An 18333-nucleotide genomic window follows, 5' to 3' on the forward strand; every position below is an offset into this window, starting at 1 on the left:
AGGAGAAGGAAAATGGAGAAAGCAAAGCAGGTTTTTAACAGGCTGCAGAATGCTGTGAATGCATTGACTGCGGTCATACTGGTGGCGATCATGGTGATCATCCTGGTGCAGACCTTTACCAGATATGTGATTTTTTACAGCATACCCTGGTCTGAGGAGGCATCCAGATATCTGTTTGTAGCAATGATTCTGCTGGGGATCAATATGGGTATTTCCCAGAACCTTATGGTCCGCATAGACATTATAGATAATTTTCTTCCGGGCAGGATGAAGAAGGCTTTTGAGATAGGAAGACAGGTTCTGGCGCTTGGCATATCTGCAGTGTTTTTTTACAGCACCTTTGGTATGCTGCGCATCGGAGGGTATCAGATGAGCCCGGCCATGAGGATTCCCATGAATGTTATGTATGGAATTTTATGTCTTGGGTTTGGGCTTGCAGTGGTTTCCGTCATCTTTAAACTGCAGGAAACCATAATGATGAAAACTACAGAAAAGAAAGGGGGAAATCACTGATGTCAGCTTCCGCAGTTGCTTTAATCGTCGTACTTATCGTTCTCATGCTTCTTGGCCTTCCTATCACCTGGGCTTTGGGAGGGGCATGCATCTGTGCTATATTTTTAGACCCGGCGTTATCTTTTGCCATGATCACTCAGAAAATTTTTACGGGGTGTGATAACTTTTCTATGCTGGCACTTCCGGCTTTCTTTCTGGCAGGGGACATTATGTCAAAAGGCGGCTTGTCCAAACGGCTGGTGGCTTTTGCGGATTCCTTTGTGGGGTGGATCTCAGGGGGGATTTCCCTGGTATCTATAGTGGCATGTACCTTTTTTGCGGCAATTTCCGGTTCATCTGTTGCCACAACAGCGGCGATCGGCGGTTTGATGTATCCGGAAATGGTAAAACGTGGATATCCGAAGGATTATGCGGCAGCCGTACAGGCAATCGGCGGAACACTGGGGATCGTGATCCCGCCGTCCACTGTCTTTGTTATATATGGTAATATTACAGGTGTATCGGTGGCAAAACTTCTGATGGCGGGCGTCCTGCCGGGGATATTATGCGGAATACTGCTCTGTGTATATGCATTTTACAAAGCTAAGAAATGTAATTTTCCAAAAGAAGCCGGATTTTCTTTCAAGAGGTTTTTGCTCTCCTTCAAAGATGCGATCTGGGCATTGATCATGCCAATCGTTATTCTGGGTGGCATTTACGCGGGAATTTTTACGCCCACGGAGTCGGCTGTGGTTGCCGTGTTCTATGGTTTTCTGGTTTGTATTGCCATTTACAGGGAAATCAGCGGAAAAGATGTGTGGGAGATATTGAAAGGAACGGCTGTAAGCACCGCTAATCTTATGTTTCTGGTGGTTACGGCACAGATGTTCGGATATCTGATCACTTATTATAAGATTCCGGTTGCAGTGACCAATGCATTTATGGCAGTGGCAAGTAATAAATATGTATTCCTGGCACTGATCATTGTTCTGCTTCTCATCTGCGGTATGTTTCTGGAAGTAGGAGCCACCAACCTGATTCTCGGTCCTATTCTGGCACCTATCGCTGTGGCATTTGGGGTGGACCCGGTTCATTTTGGTATGCTGTTTGTATTTCTGCTGGCACTTGGACAGGCTACACCGCCTTTTGGAACCACCATGTTTGTGGCATGTGGATTCTCGGAGCAGCCGGTCAGTAAAGTGGCAAAGAATCTGATTCCCTTTGTGGCAGTGGAAGTGGTGTGTGCTGTTATTTTTGCCTATGTTCCCGCCCTATCCACACTGCTGCCGAACCTGGTTTCCTGAAGGAGTGATATGGTTGGACTTTAATTTGTGAAGATAAATACTGCCCGGGTATTTTTCCGGGCAGAGGGGATTACCCGGAAAGGAAAGAAAATGAAGAATACCATGAAGGAAGTAGTTGTAGTAAAGCCTCATCAGGTGGAAGTGCGTGAAGTCCCTATTCCCGTTCCCGGTGATGATGAAGTCCTGATCCAGATGAAAGCTGCAGGTGTATGCGGAAGTGACCACCATATTTATCACGGTGCGAATCCCTGCTCCACATATCCCCGTATTCCGGGTCATGAAAATGCAGGAATTGTGGTGAAAACAGGAAAAAATGTGGCAGATATAAAAGAGGGAGACCATGTGATCGTGGACCTGATCCATACCTGCCAAGAGTGCTATCAGTGCAGGATTGGAAGAAAGAATGTATGTGAGAAGGTAATGGTCAGGGGCTCCGGTATGGACGGCGGCTGGAGGGAATATTTTACAGCGCCTGCAAAGGAGGTCTACAGGATCGCTGACAGCGTGACATGGGAGGATGCTGCGCTTGTGGAGCCTTACGCAATCGGTGCACATTGTACGGCAAGAGGCCGGGTGGTGCCTGAGGATACAGTCCTGATACTTGGGACGGGTACGATCGGAGCTATTATACTGCAGACCTGCAAGGCAAAAGGATGTAAAACCGTCATCTGCTGTGATATCAGCGACAGTTCCCTGGAACGGGCCAGGGGATACGGTGCAGACCATGTGATCAATACAGAGAAGGAAAACCTGGCAGAAGCGGTACAGAGGATCACAGAGGGCCATGGAGTTACCATCGCATTTGATTCAGCCTGTTTTCCGGGATCTCTCACTATGGTCATGCAGCCGGGGATCATCTGTAATGCAGGGCGTGTGGTTCCCCTGGGATTCTGTACAAAACCGGAAGAAATCACACAGGCCATGATCAACCAGAGAGAGCTGGATATTATTGGAACCAGAATGTCATGTTATAAATTTGAGCCGACTATTTCTGGTATGGAAAATAAGAAGTTTGATACAAAGGGAATTGCCACTACATTTATAAACTTCAGTGAAATAGATAAAGTATTTTATTATATGGACCATCCGGAACCTGCAGTGAAGAAAATGGTCATCCTGTTTTAAGTATGGTATGTAAACAGGGCGACATGATGCTGCTCGGTGATGAGCGATTACAATAGGGATTTTAGAAAGGAGGGCAGGATATAAATCCTGCAGTATATGTATGAAGGGAAATGAATTATTTAATATTGAAGGGAAAAAGGCGATCGTGACAGGCGGGACAAGAGGCCTGGGATATGGGATGGCAGAGGGTCTTATGGAAGCCGGCTGTGAAGTGGCCATTGTAGGAACATCTGCGAAGGTACACGAGGCGGCAGCACATTTTCGCGGGAAAGGTTTTAAATGCCATGGCGTAAAAGCGAATCTTGCCGTCCGTGAGGAAGTGTATCTCTGCTTCCGGGAGTGTGTGGAGAAGCTTGGAAAAGATTTGGATATCCTTGTGACTGCTCATGGGATTCAGAGACGCCACAGTGCAGAGGTTTTTCCGATTGAGGAATGGGATGAGGTTTTGAATGTCAATCTGAATTCGGTATTTATCCTGTGTCAGGAAGCGGCAAAAGTCATGCTGGAAAAGGGCTATGGTAAGATCATCAATATTGCCTCCATGGTATCCTGGTTTGGCGGACAGACAGTTCCAGCCTATACTGCGGCAAAGGGTGGAGTGACACAGCTTACAAAAGAGCTGAGCAATGATTGGATCGCAAGAGGCATCAATGTAAATGCTATTGCGCCCGGATATATGGCTACAGAGATGAATGCGGCTCTTTTGGACCAGGAAAATCCAAGATATCAGCAGATCACAGACAGGATTCCAGCCAACCGGTGGGGGACCGGAGAGGATATGAAAGGTGCCTGTATTTTCCTGGCATCACATGCCAGTGATTATTTGGGCGGAGCCATAATTCCTGTGGATGGAGGATATCTTGTAAAGTAATAAAATTAAGAAAAGTATGACAGTAAGTGCCTAAAAGCGGCAGAGACCAGCAGCCGCTTTCAGGTGCTTTTTTGTCTGTCATCCTGCCCGTATATCTGTACATTGTCCAGGATGTTAGTTTTAAGGTAAGTGTTCAGCAGGTCTGCGCATTTGCTGCGCTGACCGTAAAAACATAACAGTATGGCAAAAGTTTTGTTTCTGCATATTCTATTATAATGACAAAGCAGGGGATGCCATGTGGGAAATTGTAATGAGAAGGATATCTGGATGCAGCAGGAAGGTATGGAAAATATTGTGCTGACGCCAAAACAACAGATGCATTTTTGCAGGCAGTTAAAACGGGGAATCTGTAAAGAGCTTCATGGAAGCGGCCTGCTGACAGATGAGCAGCTCAGTCAGCTGCTGAATGAACTGGAACCATGAAATCATGTGGCTGCCGGAATCATTTTCCGGGTCATATATTTGATATGATAAGTTTGGAGGCTTTCCAGATGAAAAAGAAAGTAAGGGCAGCTGCGTACGGAAGAGTATCCACAGAGAAGGATGATCAGGTGAATTCCCTCATAAGCCAGCGGGAGTATTTTTCTGATTACATTCGTCAGCACGAAGATTGGGAATTGACCGGTATTTATTATGATGAAGGTATCAGCGGAACCCAGACTGCAAACCGAAGAGGGTTTAACCAGATGATTCAGGATGCCATGGCTGGTAAAATAGATTTAATCCTTACAAAAGAAGTATCAAGATTTGCCAGGAACACGGTGGATACTCTTTCTTATATAAGAAAACTGAAGGAAAAGGGAGTCCGCGTTATTTTTACCATTGATAATATTGATACCATGGACGGAGATGGAGAACTTCGTCTGTCTATCATGGCAACCCTTGCCCAGGATGAAAGCAGAAAGACATCTGAACGTGTGAAATGGGGACAGAAACGCAGGATGGAACAGGGAGTGGTATTTGGCAGGGACCTGCTTGGGTATACGGTGAAGGCAGGCAATTTATTTGTCAATGAGGAGGAGGCAGGGATCGTCAAAGCCATATTCCACAAATATACAAATGAACAAAAAGGCACGCATGTTATTGCCAGAGAGCTTACGGAGGAGGGGATACCGCCTAAACAGGGAGAGAGATGGTCTAATACTATGATTTTAAAAGTTCTGAAAAACGAGAAGTACGCAGGGGATCTGTGCCAGAAAAAAACAATCACCCCGGATTTCTTGTCCCACAGAAAAAAAAGAAATGAGGGGGAGGAGGAAATGGTATATTTGAAAAACCATCACACACCGGTCATTGACAGGGAACTGTGGGACAGAACACAGAGAGAGCTGAAAGTAAGATCCTCATCGCAGCAAAGAGTGGCCGGGCAATGCAGTCATTATTGGTGCAGTGGAAAAGTAAAATGCGGGGAATGCGGAGGAAGTTTCGTGATCCGTACAAAAAAACGCAGCGATGGAAGTATCTACAAAAGCTGGAGATGTTATAATCATGCAAATCATGGTAAATCCTGCTGCCAAAACACAGCAGTCAGTGACTTGGCGCTGCGTGCCTGTGTGTCTTTTGCGGTAAAGCAGGTAAGGATTGAAAAGGATACTATAGCGGCAGAACTTCTACAGAGCATTAAAAGGCTGAAACGGACAGAGCTATACACGGACGATGACTCTTTTATTGAGAAAAGGATAGGAGAAATTCAGTCCAAAAAGAAAAAATGTGTTGATTTGGCGTTGGAGGGAATCTTAAATGCCCAAGAATTGGCTGAACAGAAAGATTGGTACGACGGGCAGATCAAAAGACTGGAAAGAAGGCTGTTAAAAATAGAAAAGGAGAAGGAGATTGAGGAGAAAGAAAGTAATTGTCCGGAAAAATACATAAAAACGATCAAAGGTATCTTGCGTTTTCAGGAGGAGGAAGATGTCCTTTACCGAGAAATACTTGATAAGGCTGTCGTGTATCCTGGACAGATTGTTTGTATATGGCTGAAAGATTTGCCGTTTGGGATAAAAATGCGGATACAGACCAGCGGCAAACGTGAAAATTATACTACGGAAATCCTGGATGTGTGTCTTGTTAAGAAAAATATGAATAACGGCATGGTGGGGAAAGGTAAATGGGGGGCAAAGCGGTAACGATATACCTATATCATTCAGGGTACCCATGGCGATGCGGTTAGGCATTGCGAAACGCTGTGACAGATAACGCATAGAAGCGGCGATTTCTCCATCAGGTCCACCATACTGACTCATAATATACAAAGCAGCCTTGGCATTCGGAGTCTTAATATTAATCGGATACTGTAATCTCTTCTCATAATTCCACATATTCTAGCAAACTCCTTTCTATTCCCAAGGCCACGGCTGCATCACCCAATCCCATGAGTTGCTGCAGTCATCATCAGCAGTTGCAATGGTAAGCGGGCCATAGTACATGGCATATTCTTTCAGTGCTTCTTCGCGGATGCGGATTTTATCGCACATAAATTCCATGGCGGACTTGTCATCCGGATGGGTGTCAAGATAGAGGTTCATATCGTTGACAGCAAAGCTGACTTCATTGATCAGCTGCATTAACTGCGCTTTACTGCGTCTGCATTCTTTCATCGACAGCCACCTCTCTTTCCGCAGAATGGCTTGCACAGTTCAGGGAAGATGGTTCCCATCTGCAGGCCTTTGCAGAGTTCAAATGTTTTTTTGTATTTCTGCATGGGTACATATGCCATGGTAAGCGGCAGCTTATCGGCATGTTCATAGATTGAGGTGTTGTCTACCATATCGCAGTTACAGCCGCAGGGTGTACGGCGGCCGCAGTTTTCCCGGGCCGGCATTTCTCTGTTCGGCGGATAATGCGGACGGACGCCCTGATAATTCATTCGACATTTTTCCATATCTGTTTATCCTTTTTATTTACTTATACAGTAATATCTTATGAAAGAAAGCATAAAATGTTAAATATTCTTTACGCTGAAGCGCTAAAATGATATAATAACAAAAACGAGCCGCTGCAGGACAGGTTTGGCGGCAGGCGTGTCAGGACCGAAACAATAGATGGTCCGGGATGTTGTTTTTATAGTAAAATGGATGGAAAGGAATTTACAGCAATGGAGAATTATTATCAGCCGGATGTCGAATGTGCCTCAAGAGAGCAGATTCGGGAGTGGCAGGACGAGCGCCTGGCAAAACAGGTAAAGCATGTATATGACAACGTGCCCTATTACAGAGCGAAAATGGAAGAAAAAGGCATAGTGCCTGAGGATATTAAATCCGTGGATGACTTACATAAGCTTCCCTTTTTGACGAAAGAAGACCTGCGTGAGGCATATCCCTACGGACTGCTGGCAGTTCCCCTCTCTGACTGTGTGCGTATTCAGTCAACCAGCGGCACTACGGGCAGAAGAGTGGTTGCATTTTATACCCAGCATGATTTGGATTTGTGGGACGACTGCTGCGCCAGAGCGATCATGGCAGCAGGCGGTACAAAAGAGGATGTGGTACATGTATGTTATGGATATGGACTGTTTACCGGCGGTCCTGGTCTGAACGGCGGTTCCCACAAGGTAGGCTCCCTGACGCTACCCATGTCCTCCGGAAATACGGACAGGCAGATACAGTTTATGTGTGACCTTGGCTCCACCATCCTCTGCTGTACCCCTTCTTATGCGGCGTATCTGGCAGAGACCATCTGTGAGAGAGGCCTCAGGGACAAGATCAAGCTGAAAGCAGGTATCTTTGGAGCAGAGGCCTGGAGTGAGGAAATGCGCCGTGATGTGGAGGACAAGCTTGGAATCCGCGCGTATGATATCTATGGCCTCACAGAGATTTCCGGCCCTGGTGTATCTTTTGAGTGCAGCGCACAGGGTGGTATGCATATTAATGAAGACCATTTTATTGCTGAGATCATTGACCCGGCCACAGGTGAAGTGCTGCCGGACGGAGAGAAGGGCGAACTGGTATTTACCAGCATTACAAAAGAAGCGTTCCCTCTTCTGCGCTACAGGACCAGAGACATCTGCGTGCTGAACCGTGAAAAATGTTCCTGCGGCAGGACTCATGTGCGCATGTCCAAACCAATGGGCAGAAGTGATGATATGCTCATTGTCAAAGGCGTCAATGTATTCCCAAGCCAGATTGAAACCGTACTTCTCAACAAGGGGTATCCGGCCAACTACCAGATCATCGTGAGCCGCGAAAAGAACAGTGACAAGCTGGAGGTACAGGTGGAGATGACACCGGAAATGTTCTCTGACTCCATCCGCGAGATCGAAGTGAGAGAGCGGGAGCTGATCGAGGCCCTGAAGTCCATGCTGGGTATCTATGCCGTTGTGAAGCTGGTTGCGCCTAAGACTATTGCCAGAAGCGAAGGAAAAGCAAAACGTGTGATTGATAACCGCAATCTTTACTAGAAAAAGGGGGGATTTTTATGACAGTAAAACAGATTTCCGTATTTGTGGAAAATAAACCGGGTATGCTGGCAGAGCTGGCGAACGCTCTGAATGAAAATAAGATCAATATGAGGGCATTGTCTTTGGCTGAGACCAAGGATTTCGGAATCATCCGCCTGATCTTGGATGATCCCTTTAACGCAGTCAGAGTTTTAAAAGACTGCGGGTATATCTGTTCCATCACAAAGGTATTGGCAATAGCCATTTCCAACAAACCGGGAAGCCTTGGAAAGGTGATGCAGATTCTGGGGGATGATCAGATTAATGTGGAGTACACATATGCCTTCACCGCAGGCGTGAAAGATAAAGCATGTATGATTTTAAGAGTAGGCGACAATGAAAAAGCAATCGAAGCCCTGACAAAGAACGGGGTGAAACCACTCTGCCAGGATGACCTGGATGAATTGTACAAATAATTAATATTATCAAAAAGATGCCGCTGGATCACTTAACAGTAACCAGCGGCATCTTTATTATACTTCCACAAGCATTCCCTGTACTTTGTCATACCTGCAGTATTTTCCGTTTTCGGATATAAATGGGAAATAATCTCCTGTCCGGATATTCTTTATGTACACAATATTGGTGGCCTTCATATAGACAAAGGAAAATCTCTCATTGGGTGAGGAGATCCATTCAAAGAGATTCTGTTTGCCATCCTCGGCCAGAACCAGCGAGTAGCCGCCCTCACAGGCATCCAGATGGAAATAGCTCCTCTTTTGTTCACGTTCCTCTGCGAATACGTGGTCATAGATATAGTCGGAAAATGTATTTTCCACATATTTCCTAAAAATTTTCAGATTTAAGACATCTCCGGAATCCTCCACAGTGATCCTGTCCCCACGCTCCAGACGTGCCCGGAAAACACTGAGGATCTCAACAGCCTGGTTTAGAAAGGAAATACTGCTGTACTCCAGCGATTCCAATAAAGTATCGGTTACTTCCTGTGACAGGACCGAAGATTCCTTGGCCTGCGTATACAATTCATCTGGTGTCATAACGTTACCCTCCACTACATGTTTTTAACTACCTAAATTCATTATAATATAGAGGAGGAGAAAGTCAAGGTTTGCTTTGCAGCATAAATAATTATTTGTATACTTGTGTTTCGGGTATAATATTTGTTAAAATAGAAGAAACAGCCGGCGCGGCATCTGTGGGCTGACAGAATCATAGGCGGGAAGTGACAGGGCATGAAGCAGATTTTCAAAAGTATGTTAAGGGCAGTAAAAAAGAATATGGTAAGTCTTATACTTTTTGAGACGGGTTACAGGACGGCATCCTTTCTGCTGGTGATGCATGCTGTCTCCGCTGCGGTCAATTACTCACTGAAAGCACAGAACTTCAGTTACCTCACAGCGGAAAACTATCTGAAATTTCTGGCAAGTCCGTTGTCCATTGTGCTGCTGCTGGGGATTCTGGTGCTTATCCTTTTATTGTTTTTGATAGAGATCTCTGCCCTTCTGTCCTGTTTCCGGCACTCTTACCAGGGCCGGAAGATTTATATCAGTGATATGCTCATTGAAGGTGTGAAGCGTTCCTGGGATTTTCTGAAAAACAGTCATGTTTCCTGGTTTTTGTGTATTATTCTGGCGGCTCCCTTTTTGTCCATGTATTTTCTCATTCGGGAAATCTCATATATCAGGGTTCTGGAATTTACGGCCAGACAGATTTATAAAGTGATAAGGCCGCACTGGATTTTGTATGGCCTTTTGGGGATCACACTGTTGGTCTCCTTCTTATTTATCTTTTCCCTGCCCTACTGTCTTTTAGAGGAGCAGAAGAGTATTAAGGGAATGAAGGACGGTCTCAGGCTGCTGAAAAAGCAATGGAAAAAAACGCTTGGCGGATTTGTACTGCTCCATATAGGAATGCTGGTATTTATCGCTGTGGTCTACGTTCTGGTGCAGGCAGGCATGACCGGGGCTGCCATGCTTACAAAATCCGGCTCCTCGGTAGTCAGTACAGTGCTCATATACAGCAGCTGGATCGACATGGGCCTCGGAATCTTTGCCGGTGCGGTGCAGTTGATCTGCAGCCTGGCATTTGTGTACGTGATATATGCCAGATTCCACGTACAGCCCCAGACGGAGGCTGCCATGGAGGCGATCGTCCGGAACCATATCTGGTTTTCAAAAGTGGGCAGGCGTAGGATAGCAGCGGTACTTACCCTGATACTGCTTATCGGAGAAGGGGCTTATCTTGTGGTTTTGGCTTCCGCCCACGACAGTGCGGTGAGTAGCCAGCTGACTGCCATGGGAGTTACGGCCCACCGGGGCGGGGCTTTGATGGCACCCGAGAACACAATAAGCTCTCTGGGCTATACCATTGACAGCGGCGCGGATTTTGCAGAGATTGATGTGCAGGAGACAAAAGAGGGGGAGCTGGTGCTGCTTCATGACAACTCTTTGAAGCGGACTGCAGGTGTCAACAAAAATGTGTGGGAAATGGAATACGCGGAGATTGAAAAACTGGATGCCGGTTCCAGTTTCCATAAAAAGTTCAGAGGTGAAAAAATCCCCACTCTGGATGAGGTTTTAAAATTTTGTAAAGGAAGACTGGACTTAAATATAGAGATTAAGTATAATGGTAAAAATAAGGGCATTGTAAAAAAGGTGGTCAGGGTCATCGAACAGAATGGATTTGAAGACCACTGTGTCATCACTTCCATGAATTATGGTTTTTTGCAGCAGGTGAAAAAGGCAAACCCCAATATCAGAACCGGCTACATCATGACCATGACATACGGAAGTGTTTCTCGGATCACAGCAGCGGATTTTTTCAGCGTAAAGTACACTTACATTGACGAAGCCTTTGTCAGAGAAGCACATTCCCTGGGTAAAGAAGTCCATGCATGGACAGTCAATTACCGTGGTGACATCAAACGCATGATGGATGTGGGAGTGGATAATATCATCACAGACAATCCGCTCCTGGTGCGAAAGGTCATGAACCGGGAAAGTGAGACGGAGACAGGCTTTTGGGAGCTTATGAAGTATGCCCTGAGAATATAAGACAGCTTAAAATGCATGGTGTCATTTTAAGAAGGCACGACAGATGTGAGTAAAGTGGAGGAAACAGATGGCATTAAATGTGGCTAAAAAAGCCGGAACAGCAAAAAAGAGAAAAAGAGGCCAGCCCATAGGCAGATTTGCGAACAGAGTCCGCTACTATGATTTTAATCTGGTGGCAGTGGTTATTCTTCTCACCTGCTTTGGCCTGGTAATGCTTTACAGTACCAGTTCTTATCTGGCACAGGTAAAGAGAGGCAGCGATATGGCTTATTTTGGAAAACAGGCGGTGATCAGTGCGGTCAGTATTGGCGTTGCGCTGTGGCTTTCAAGATTTGACTATCATGTGTTGTTTCACCTGTCACCCATTATCTACATGGTATCCATGTTCCTGATGTGTCTGGTTCCAACACCGCTTGGTGTTACAGTCAACGGTGCAAAGCGTTGGCTGAAATTCGGCCCATCCTGGACACAGTTCCAGCCCTCCGAGATCGCCAAGATAGCTGTGATCACGTTCATTCCCTGTCTGATCATCAAGATAGGGCGGAAGATAAAGCAATGGCAGTCCATGATTCTGCTATTGGCGGTGGGCGGCGTACTTGCACTCGGAGCTTTCCTCTTGACAGATAACCTGAGTACAGGTATTATAATCGGAGCCATCACTGTACTTCTGATATTTATGGCACATCCAAAGATGAAGCCGTTTCTGATCAGCGGAGCCATATTGGGCGGTGTACTGGTGGCTGTGATCATTATCCTGCATATGACACTGGGAAGCGGTGTGGGTAACATTGAGGACTTCCGTCTCCGCCGTATCATGGTGTGGCTGCAGCCTGAGCAATATTCTAAGGACGGCGGCTATCAGATCATGCAGGCCCTGTATGCCATTGGCTCCGGGGGATTTTTCGGGAAAGGGCTTGGCAACAGTGTGCAGAAGCTGGGACCGGTTCCGGAAGCGCAGAATGATATGATTTTCTCCATCATCTGTGAAGAGCTTGGGGTGTTTGGCGGGATGATCGTCCTGGCACTGTTTGGCTATCTTTTGTACCGGCTGTTTTTCATTGCACAGAATGCGCCGGACTTGTACGGTTCCATGATCGTGAGCGGGATATTTTTCCACATTGCCCTTCAGGTCATCCTGAATATCTGCGTGGTCATCAACCTGATTCCAACTACCGGAATCACACTGCCTTTTGTTAGTTACGGAGGTACATCTATTCTCTTTCTTATGATAGAAATGGGAATTGCCCTAAGTGTATCAAAACAGATAAAATTTGAAACATAAAAGTAACTGTACAGTTGCCCTTAGAAAAGGGTTGACAAATGGTGGTAAAGAAGATATACTTTGGTCATCAAAGTATTTCAAAAAATCAAATCAGAAAAACAAATTCACAAGATGGATTTGAATAAGATGTATTTTAAAGGAGAATAAGAAATCATGTTAGAAAAAATGAGAGAAATCATTGCAGAGCAGTTAAATTGTGAAGAAAGCGAAATCAATCCGGAAACAAATTTCAAGGATGATTTAGGAGCAGATTCTCTGGATTTATTCGAACTGGTTATGGCACTTGAGGATGAGTATTCCGTAGAAATTCCCGCTGAGGAATTACAGGAACTGACAACTGTGGGCGCTGTTATGGAGTATCTGAAAAATAAGGGCGTTGAAGAATAAATGTAACTGTATAGTGCAGATGAATGGAATCTGCCGCGGCGGTCTGTACTGCCATGGCAGGTTCTATTTTTAAAAATATTTACTTTGAAATACAAAATATTCTACAGCCAAAGGAGTTTGGACCATATGAGTAAAACAGCATTTATATTTCCGGGCCAGGGTGCACAGTATGTGGGAATGGGCCAGGACTTTTACGATAAAATGCCTGTCTGCAGACAGGTGATAGAGAAAGCAAGCCAGGTTTCCGGCCTGGATCTTCCCAAGATCTGCTTTACAGAGAATGAGGAGATCCATGTTACAGAGTACACACAGATTGCTATGTTAAGCGTGGAAGCTGCCATATTAAAGGCACTGGAGCAGGAAGGCCTTATGCCTGATGTGAGCGCGGGCCTGAGCCTTGGCGAGTATGGAGCCTGTATCGCATCAGGAGTCCTCTCTTTGGAGGATGCCTTTTTTGTAGTGAGAAAAAGGGGGATCTTCATGCAGGAGGCAGTGCCCGCGGGCGGCGCCATGTCCGCGGTTATGGGCACAGAGGCAGAGGTGATTGAAAAAGCCTGCCGGGAGACGGAAGGGATTGTCTCCATAGCCAATTACAACTGTCCCGGACAGATTGTGATCACCGGAGAAGAAGGGGCAGTGGCAAAGGCTTCCGAAAAGCTGAAGGAGCTGGGAGCCAGAAGGATTGTTCCACTGAACGTGTCAGGGCCGTTTCATTCGGCTATGCTGGCAGGAGCCGGAGAAAAACTGGCAGAGGTTCTTCAAAGTGCTGCGGTTGGCGAGCCAAAGATACCCTACGCCACTAATGTGACAGCAGAGTATGTGACAAAAGCTTCCCAGGTAAAGGAGCTGCTGGTAAGGCAGGTGTCCTCCTCAGTGAAATGGCAGCAGTGCGTGGAGAAAATGATTGCGGATGGAGTGGATACTTTCGTGGAGATCGGACCTGGCAAGACCTTGAGCGGCTTCATGCGGAAAATCAGCAGGGATGTAAAAATGCTGAATATCCAGACCGTGGAGGATTTTGAAAAAGCAGTGGAAACGCTGAAAAACCAGACGGCAGATAGAGAATAGAGGCAGTATAAGCCTGAAAAGTGAGGGAATGTATTATGTTGGAAAATAAAACAGCTTTAGTGACCGGAGCGAGCCGCGGCATAGGCAGAGCCATTGCACTTGCCCTTGCAGCACAGGGGGCAGCAGTGGTTGTGAATTATAACGGCTCCAGAGAACGGGCCCAGGAAGTTGTGGATACGATCAAAGCCCAGGGAGGCCAGGCGTCCCTGTATCAGTGCAGCGTAGGGGATTTCCAGGCGTGCCAGGAAATGATCCGGCACGTGATAATAGAATACGGACATTTGGATATTCTGGTAAACAATGCAGGCATCGCAAGAGATAACCTGATCATGAAAATGAAAGAGGAGGATTTTGACGCGGTCATTGAGACCAACCTGAAAGGGGCTTTCAATACCATCCGCCATACTTCCCGCCAGATGTTAAAGCAGAGAAGCGGAAAGATCATCAATATCTCCTCTGTATCCGGAATTCTGGGGAACGCGGGCCAGGCCAATTATGCGGCAAGCAAGGCAGGGGTCATCGGACTTACCAAGACCATGGCAAGAGAGCTGGCAAGCAGAGGGATCACAGTCAATGCCGTAGCTCCCGGATTTGTGGAGACAGAGATGACGGATGTGCTGAAAGAGGATATCAAAGAGGCAGCCTGCCGCCAGATACCCATTGGAAAATTCGGAAAACCGGAAGATATCGCCGACATGGTGGTATTTCTGGCATCAGAAAAAGCAGATTATATTACCGGCCAGGTCATCAGTGTGGATGGCGGTATGAACATATAGGAGGATTTCATGAGAAGAGTAGTAGTGACAGGAATGGGTGCCATTACCCCGCTGGGATTAAACGTAGAGGAATTCTGGAATGGCATAAAAGAAGGAAGGCATGGGTTCGGTCAGATAACCAAATTCGATGCTTCAGAATATAAAGCACATCTTGCAGGGGAAGTAAAAGGCTTCGTGGGCAAGGAATACATGGATGTAAAAGCAGCAAAACGAATGGAACTGTTCTGCCAGTACGCAGTGGCAGCGGCAAAAGAGGCCATTGCCCAGTCAGGATATTCCCTGGAAGAGGAGGACCCGTACCGGGTGGGGTGTTCCATCGGTTCCGGTATCGGAAGCCTGCAGACCATTGAGAGAGAACACAAGAAGCTGCTGGAAAAGGGACCGAACCGGGTGAATCCGCTGATGGTCCCCATGATGATCTCCAATATGGCAGCAGGAAATGTGTCCATCCAGTTTGGTTTAAAGGGAAAGAGCATCAATGTGGTGACCGCCTGCGCGTCCGGTACCCATTGTATCGGTGAGGCTTACAGAACCATCCAGTTCGAGGATGCGGATATTATGGTAGCCGGAGGTGCGGAATCCTGTATTACCCCGGTGGGCGTCAGCGGATTTGCAGCTTTGACAGCCCTTTCCAAATCCACAGACCCGGACCGCTGTTCCATTCCTTTTGACAAAGAAAGAGATGGCTTTGTCATGGGTGAAGGCGCAGGCATTGTGGTTTTAGAGGAATTGGAACATGCAAAGAAACGCGGTGCGAAAATCCTGGCTGAGGTTGTGGGATACGGCGCCACCAGTGATGCCTACCACATCACTTCCCCGGCTGAGGACGGGGAAGGCGCGGCAAGGGCCATGAAGAATGCTGTGGAGGAAGCAGAGATCTCTTTGGAGGATGCGACATACATTAACGCCCATGGCACCAGCACACATCACAACGATCTGTTTGAGACAAGAGCCATCAAGAAGTTATTTGGGGAACATGCATATAAAATGAAAGTCAATTCCACAAAATCCATGATCGGACATCTGCTTGGAGCAGCAGGAGCGGTGGAGTTTATTGCCTGTATAAAAGAGATGGAAAACAATTTTGTACATGTTACAGCAGGATACCGGATGCCGGACGAAGACTGCGATCTGGATTATGTGACAGGAAAGGGTGTGGAGATGGAAATTCCTTACGCACTCACCAATTCCCTGGGCTTTGGCGGACACAACGCCAGCCTGCTGATCAAAAAGTACGAAGACTAGGAGGCCGCATATGGAATTTGAAAAAATCATTCAGTTAATTAAAACAGTCAGCGACTCAAACCTGACCCAGTTTGCCATGGAAGAGGGAAACCTGAAAATTTCCATGAAGACAAATAAACAGACAAAGGTGATCGCAGCGCCCATGATGGCACCTGCACCGGGATCTGATATGGCATCAACAGCCGGCGGCCCTGTTATGCAGGCTGTCCAGGCACAGCCGGGACCCCTTCAGACTGAGGTATCTTTTCAGGAAGCAGGGGAGACAGTCCTTTCCGGCAATGTGGTGAAGTCACCGCTGGTAGGTACCTTCTACAACGCACCCTCACCGGATGCGGAAACATTTGTAAAAGTTGGAGATATTGTAAAAAAAGGCCAGGTATTGGGAATTGTGGAGGCCATGAAGCTGATGAATGAAATTGAATCTGAATTTGACGGAACCGTGGAACAGATTCTGGTGGAAAATGAGGAAGTAGTAGAGTACGGACAGCCATTGTTCGTAATCCGTTAGGAGGCATAGATATGAAACTGACCACAAAGGAAATTATGGAAATCATCCCTCACAGACAGCCCTTTCTGCTGATTGATACCATAGAGGAGCTGGAGCCGGGTGTCCGTGGGGTGGGAAAAAAATGTGTGAGCTACAATGAACCGTACTTTGCTGGACATTTTCCCCAGGAGCCTGTAATGCCGGGCGTAATTCAGTTAGAAGCACTTGCCCAGGTAGGAGCCGTGGCCATTCTCAGCAAGCCTGAGAATAAAGGAAAGACAGCTTACTTTGGAGCTATCAATTCCGCAAAATTTAAAACAAAAGTAGTACCGGGGGATGTACTGACCCTGGAACTGGAGATCATTAAGGAAAAAGGGACTGTCGGCGTGGGAAAAGCAGTTGCCAGAAACCAGGACGGCAAAATAACCACATCCGCTGAGATGACATTTGTGATCGGATAGGAGAACGGATATGTTTCAGAAGATATTAATCGCAAACAGAGGAGAAATCGCGGTGCGCATAATCCGTGCCTGCAGGGAAATGGGAATCAAGACCGTTGCCGTCTATTCTGAGGCGGACAGGGATGCCCTTCACGCGCAGCTTGCGGACGAGGCGGTCTGCATCGGTCCGGCGGCTGCATCGGAGAGCTATCTGAACATGGAGCGGATCTTAAGTGCCACCATCGCCACTAAAGCGGAGGCCATCCATCCGGGATTCGGCTTTTTGTCTGAGAACAGTAAATTTGTGGAGATGTGTGAGAAATGCAATGTGACATTCATCGGCCCATCCGCTGCGGTGATCAATAAAATGGGAAATAAATCAGAGGCCAGAAGAACCATGATGGAAGCAGGCGTTCCGGTGGTGCCGGGTACAAAAGAGCCGGTATACACTGTGGAGGAGGCTTTGCAGGAGGCGGAGAAGATCGGTTTCCCTATTATGATCAAGGCCTCATCTGGCGGCGGCGGAAAGGGTATGCGTATAGCGGAGAGCAGAGAGGACTTCCGGGAGAATTTCAGCACGGCCCAGAGAGAGTCTGTAAATGCTTTTGCAGACAATACAATGTATTTAGAACGCTATGTTGGCAGACCCCGCCACATTGAGGTGCAGATCATCGGGGACAGACTGGGAAATGTAGTACAGTTAGGGGAGCGTGACTGCTCCATCCAGCGCCGCCACCAGAAGATGATCGAGGAATCCCCCTCCTGCGCCATTACAAAAGAACTGCGCAGGATCATGGGTGAGACGGCTGTGCGCGCCGCAAAAGCAGTAGGGTACGAGAGTGCCGGAACCATTGAGTTCCTCCTTGACGGAAACGGTGAATTTTTCTTCATGGAAATGAACACCAGGATACAGGTGGAGCATCCGGTGACAGAATTTGTCTCAGGCGTAGACCTGGTAAAAGAGCAGATTCGGGTGGCAGCAGGCCTTCCCCTGTCTGTGAAGCAGGAGGATTTCTGCATGAGGGGCCATGCCATTGAGTGCAGGATCAACGCGGAGAATCCGGCGAAGAACTTCATGCCGTGTCCGGGAGTGATCGAGTACCTGCATGTACCAGGTGGAAATGGTGTCCGCATTGATACAGCGGTGTATAACGGTTATCAGATACCGCCCAACTACGACTCCATGATCATGAAGGTGATCGTCCACGACAAAGACAGAGCGGGAGCCATAGCAAAAATGCGGAGTACCCTGGGTGAAGTGATCATCGAGGGCGTGCAGACAAACCTGGATTTCCAGTATGATATATTGAACCAGAAAGATTTTCTGGATGGAAATGTGACGACACATTTCATAGAAGAGCATTACGAGTAACAGTTAGGTATCTGAACGGTTACCATTACGAGTAA

20 protein-coding genes and 1 pseudogene are annotated in these 18333 nt (G+C 47.0%); 17 read left to right on the plus strand and 4 right to left on the minus strand.

The features are described 5' to 3' along the window. The first annotated feature begins 12 nt into the window (after window positions 1-12). The 6 genes from A4V09_RS03485 (at window position 13) to A4V09_RS03510 (ending at window position 5918) form a co-directional block, all read left to right on the plus strand. Window positions 13-513 (plus strand): TRAP transporter small permease, encoded by a 501-nt coding sequence (locus A4V09_RS03485; protein ID WP_065541120.1) that lies wholly within the window; start codon window positions 13-15, stop codon window positions 511-513. After that, window positions 513-1796: a TRAP transporter large permease gene (locus tag A4V09_RS03490; protein WP_065541121.1), complete on the plus strand. Its 1284-nt coding sequence runs from the start codon at window positions 513-515 to the stop codon at window positions 1794-1796. The genes A4V09_RS03485 and A4V09_RS03490 overlap by 1 nt, the downstream gene beginning before the upstream one ends. Window positions 1797-1886: 90 nt before the next feature. Beyond that, a complete protein-coding gene (locus A4V09_RS03495) occupies window positions 1887-2921 on the plus strand; it encodes an alcohol dehydrogenase catalytic domain-containing protein (RefSeq protein ID WP_065544617.1) in 1035 nt (344 codons plus the stop codon). Window positions 2922-3021: 100 nt separating this feature from the next. Continuing rightward, the gene (locus tag A4V09_RS03500) at window positions 3022-3792 is read left to right on the plus strand and encodes an SDR family oxidoreductase (RefSeq protein ID WP_065541122.1); all 771 of its coding nucleotides are present in this window, start codon (window positions 3022-3024) and stop codon (window positions 3790-3792) included. Window positions 3793-4029: 237 nt separating this feature from the next. Next, on the plus strand, window positions 4030-4215 hold the full coding sequence (locus tag A4V09_RS03505; RefSeq protein ID WP_065541123.1) for a hypothetical protein: 186 nt from the start codon (window positions 4030-4032) through the stop codon (window positions 4213-4215). A 68-nt stretch (window positions 4216-4283) separates the two neighbouring features. Continuing rightward, window positions 4284-5918, plus strand: a complete 1635-nt coding sequence (locus A4V09_RS03510; protein ID WP_065541124.1) for a recombinase family protein — start codon at window positions 4284-4286, stop codon at window positions 5916-5918. A 6-nt stretch (window positions 5919-5924) separates the two neighbouring features. On the opposite strand, the pseudogene A4V09_RS26305 reads toward A4V09_RS03510, so the two are convergent. The 3 genes and pseudogenes from A4V09_RS26305 to A4V09_RS25125 all read right to left on the minus strand — a co-directional run. Further along, window positions 5925-6110 (minus strand): annotated as a pseudogene (locus tag A4V09_RS26305) (manganese catalase family protein); the annotation flags it as partial. Between the two features lie 18 nt (window positions 6111-6128). After that, window positions 6129-6389, minus strand: a complete 261-nt coding sequence (locus A4V09_RS03520; RefSeq protein ID WP_065541125.1) for a spore coat protein CotJB — start codon at window positions 6387-6389, stop codon at window positions 6129-6131. Beyond that, window positions 6386-6673, minus strand: coding sequence for a spore coat associated protein CotJA (locus A4V09_RS25125; protein ID WP_089280587.1), 288 nt, complete (start codon window positions 6671-6673; stop codon window positions 6386-6388). The genes A4V09_RS03520 and A4V09_RS25125 overlap by 4 nt, the downstream gene beginning before the upstream one ends. A 213-nt stretch (window positions 6674-6886) precedes the next feature. Here A4V09_RS25125 and A4V09_RS03530 point away from each other — a divergent pair, with 213 nt between their 5' ends. Continuing rightward, entirely contained in the window at window positions 6887-8188 is a 1302-nt protein-coding gene (locus A4V09_RS03530) for a phenylacetate--CoA ligase family protein (protein WP_065544618.1), read from the plus strand. 17 nt (window positions 8189-8205) lie between these two features. Next, entirely contained in the window at window positions 8206-8643 is a 438-nt protein-coding gene (locus A4V09_RS03535) for an ACT domain-containing protein (protein ID WP_065541127.1), read from the plus strand. Window positions 8644-8700: 57 nt separating this feature from the next. Here A4V09_RS03535 and A4V09_RS03540 read toward each other — a convergent pair whose 3' ends face one another. Continuing rightward, window positions 8701-9225, minus strand: coding sequence for a hypothetical protein (locus tag A4V09_RS03540; protein WP_065541128.1), 525 nt, complete (start codon window positions 9223-9225; stop codon window positions 8701-8703). A gap of 195 nt (window positions 9226-9420) precedes the next feature. On the opposite strand from A4V09_RS03540, the gene A4V09_RS03545 reads away from it, so the two are divergent. The 9 genes from A4V09_RS03545 (at window position 9421) to A4V09_RS03585 (ending at window position 18298) form a co-directional block, all read left to right on the plus strand. After that, a complete protein-coding gene (locus tag A4V09_RS03545; protein ID WP_065541129.1) occupies window positions 9421-11241 on the plus strand; it encodes a glycerophosphodiester phosphodiesterase in 1821 nt (606 codons plus the stop codon). Window positions 11242-11308: 67 nt separating this feature from the next. Further along, window positions 11309-12523, plus strand: coding sequence for an FtsW/RodA/SpoVE family cell cycle protein (locus tag A4V09_RS03550; RefSeq protein ID WP_242963938.1), 1215 nt, complete (start codon window positions 11309-11311; stop codon window positions 12521-12523). Between the two features lie 153 nt (window positions 12524-12676). Next, a complete protein-coding gene (gene acpP, locus A4V09_RS03555; RefSeq protein ID WP_065541130.1) occupies window positions 12677-12910 on the plus strand; it encodes an acyl carrier protein in 234 nt (77 codons plus the stop codon). A 126-nt stretch (window positions 12911-13036) separates the two neighbouring features. Further along, on the plus strand, window positions 13037-13978 hold the full coding sequence (gene fabD / locus A4V09_RS03560) for an ACP S-malonyltransferase (protein WP_065541131.1): 942 nt from the start codon (window positions 13037-13039) through the stop codon (window positions 13976-13978). 35 nt (window positions 13979-14013) lie between these two features. Further along, on the plus strand, window positions 14014-14754 hold the full coding sequence (gene fabG / locus A4V09_RS03565) for a 3-oxoacyl-[acyl-carrier-protein] reductase (RefSeq protein ID WP_065541132.1): 741 nt from the start codon (window positions 14014-14016) through the stop codon (window positions 14752-14754). 9 nt (window positions 14755-14763) lie between these two features. Beyond that, the gene (gene fabF, locus A4V09_RS03570) at window positions 14764-15999 is read left to right on the plus strand and encodes a beta-ketoacyl-ACP synthase II (RefSeq protein WP_065541133.1); all 1236 of its coding nucleotides are present in this window, start codon (window positions 14764-14766) and stop codon (window positions 15997-15999) included. A 10-nt stretch (window positions 16000-16009) separates the two neighbouring features. Further along, on the plus strand, window positions 16010-16507 hold the full coding sequence (gene accB / locus A4V09_RS03575; protein ID WP_065541134.1) for an acetyl-CoA carboxylase biotin carboxyl carrier protein: 498 nt from the start codon (window positions 16010-16012) through the stop codon (window positions 16505-16507). Between the two features lie 11 nt (window positions 16508-16518). Continuing rightward, window positions 16519-16947 (plus strand): 3-hydroxyacyl-ACP dehydratase FabZ, encoded by a 429-nt coding sequence (gene fabZ / locus A4V09_RS03580; RefSeq protein ID WP_065541135.1) that lies wholly within the window; start codon window positions 16519-16521, stop codon window positions 16945-16947. 10 nt (window positions 16948-16957) lie between these two features. Beyond that, a complete protein-coding gene (locus tag A4V09_RS03585) occupies window positions 16958-18298 on the plus strand; it encodes an acetyl-CoA carboxylase biotin carboxylase subunit (protein ID WP_065541136.1) in 1341 nt (446 codons plus the stop codon). Window positions 18299-18333: the final 35 nt, after the last annotated feature.

The sequence above is a fragment of the Blautia pseudococcoides genome, assembly GCF_001689125.2.
GTDB classification, from domain to species: Bacteria; Bacillota; Clostridia; order Lachnospirales; family Lachnospiraceae; genus Blautia; species Blautia pseudococcoides.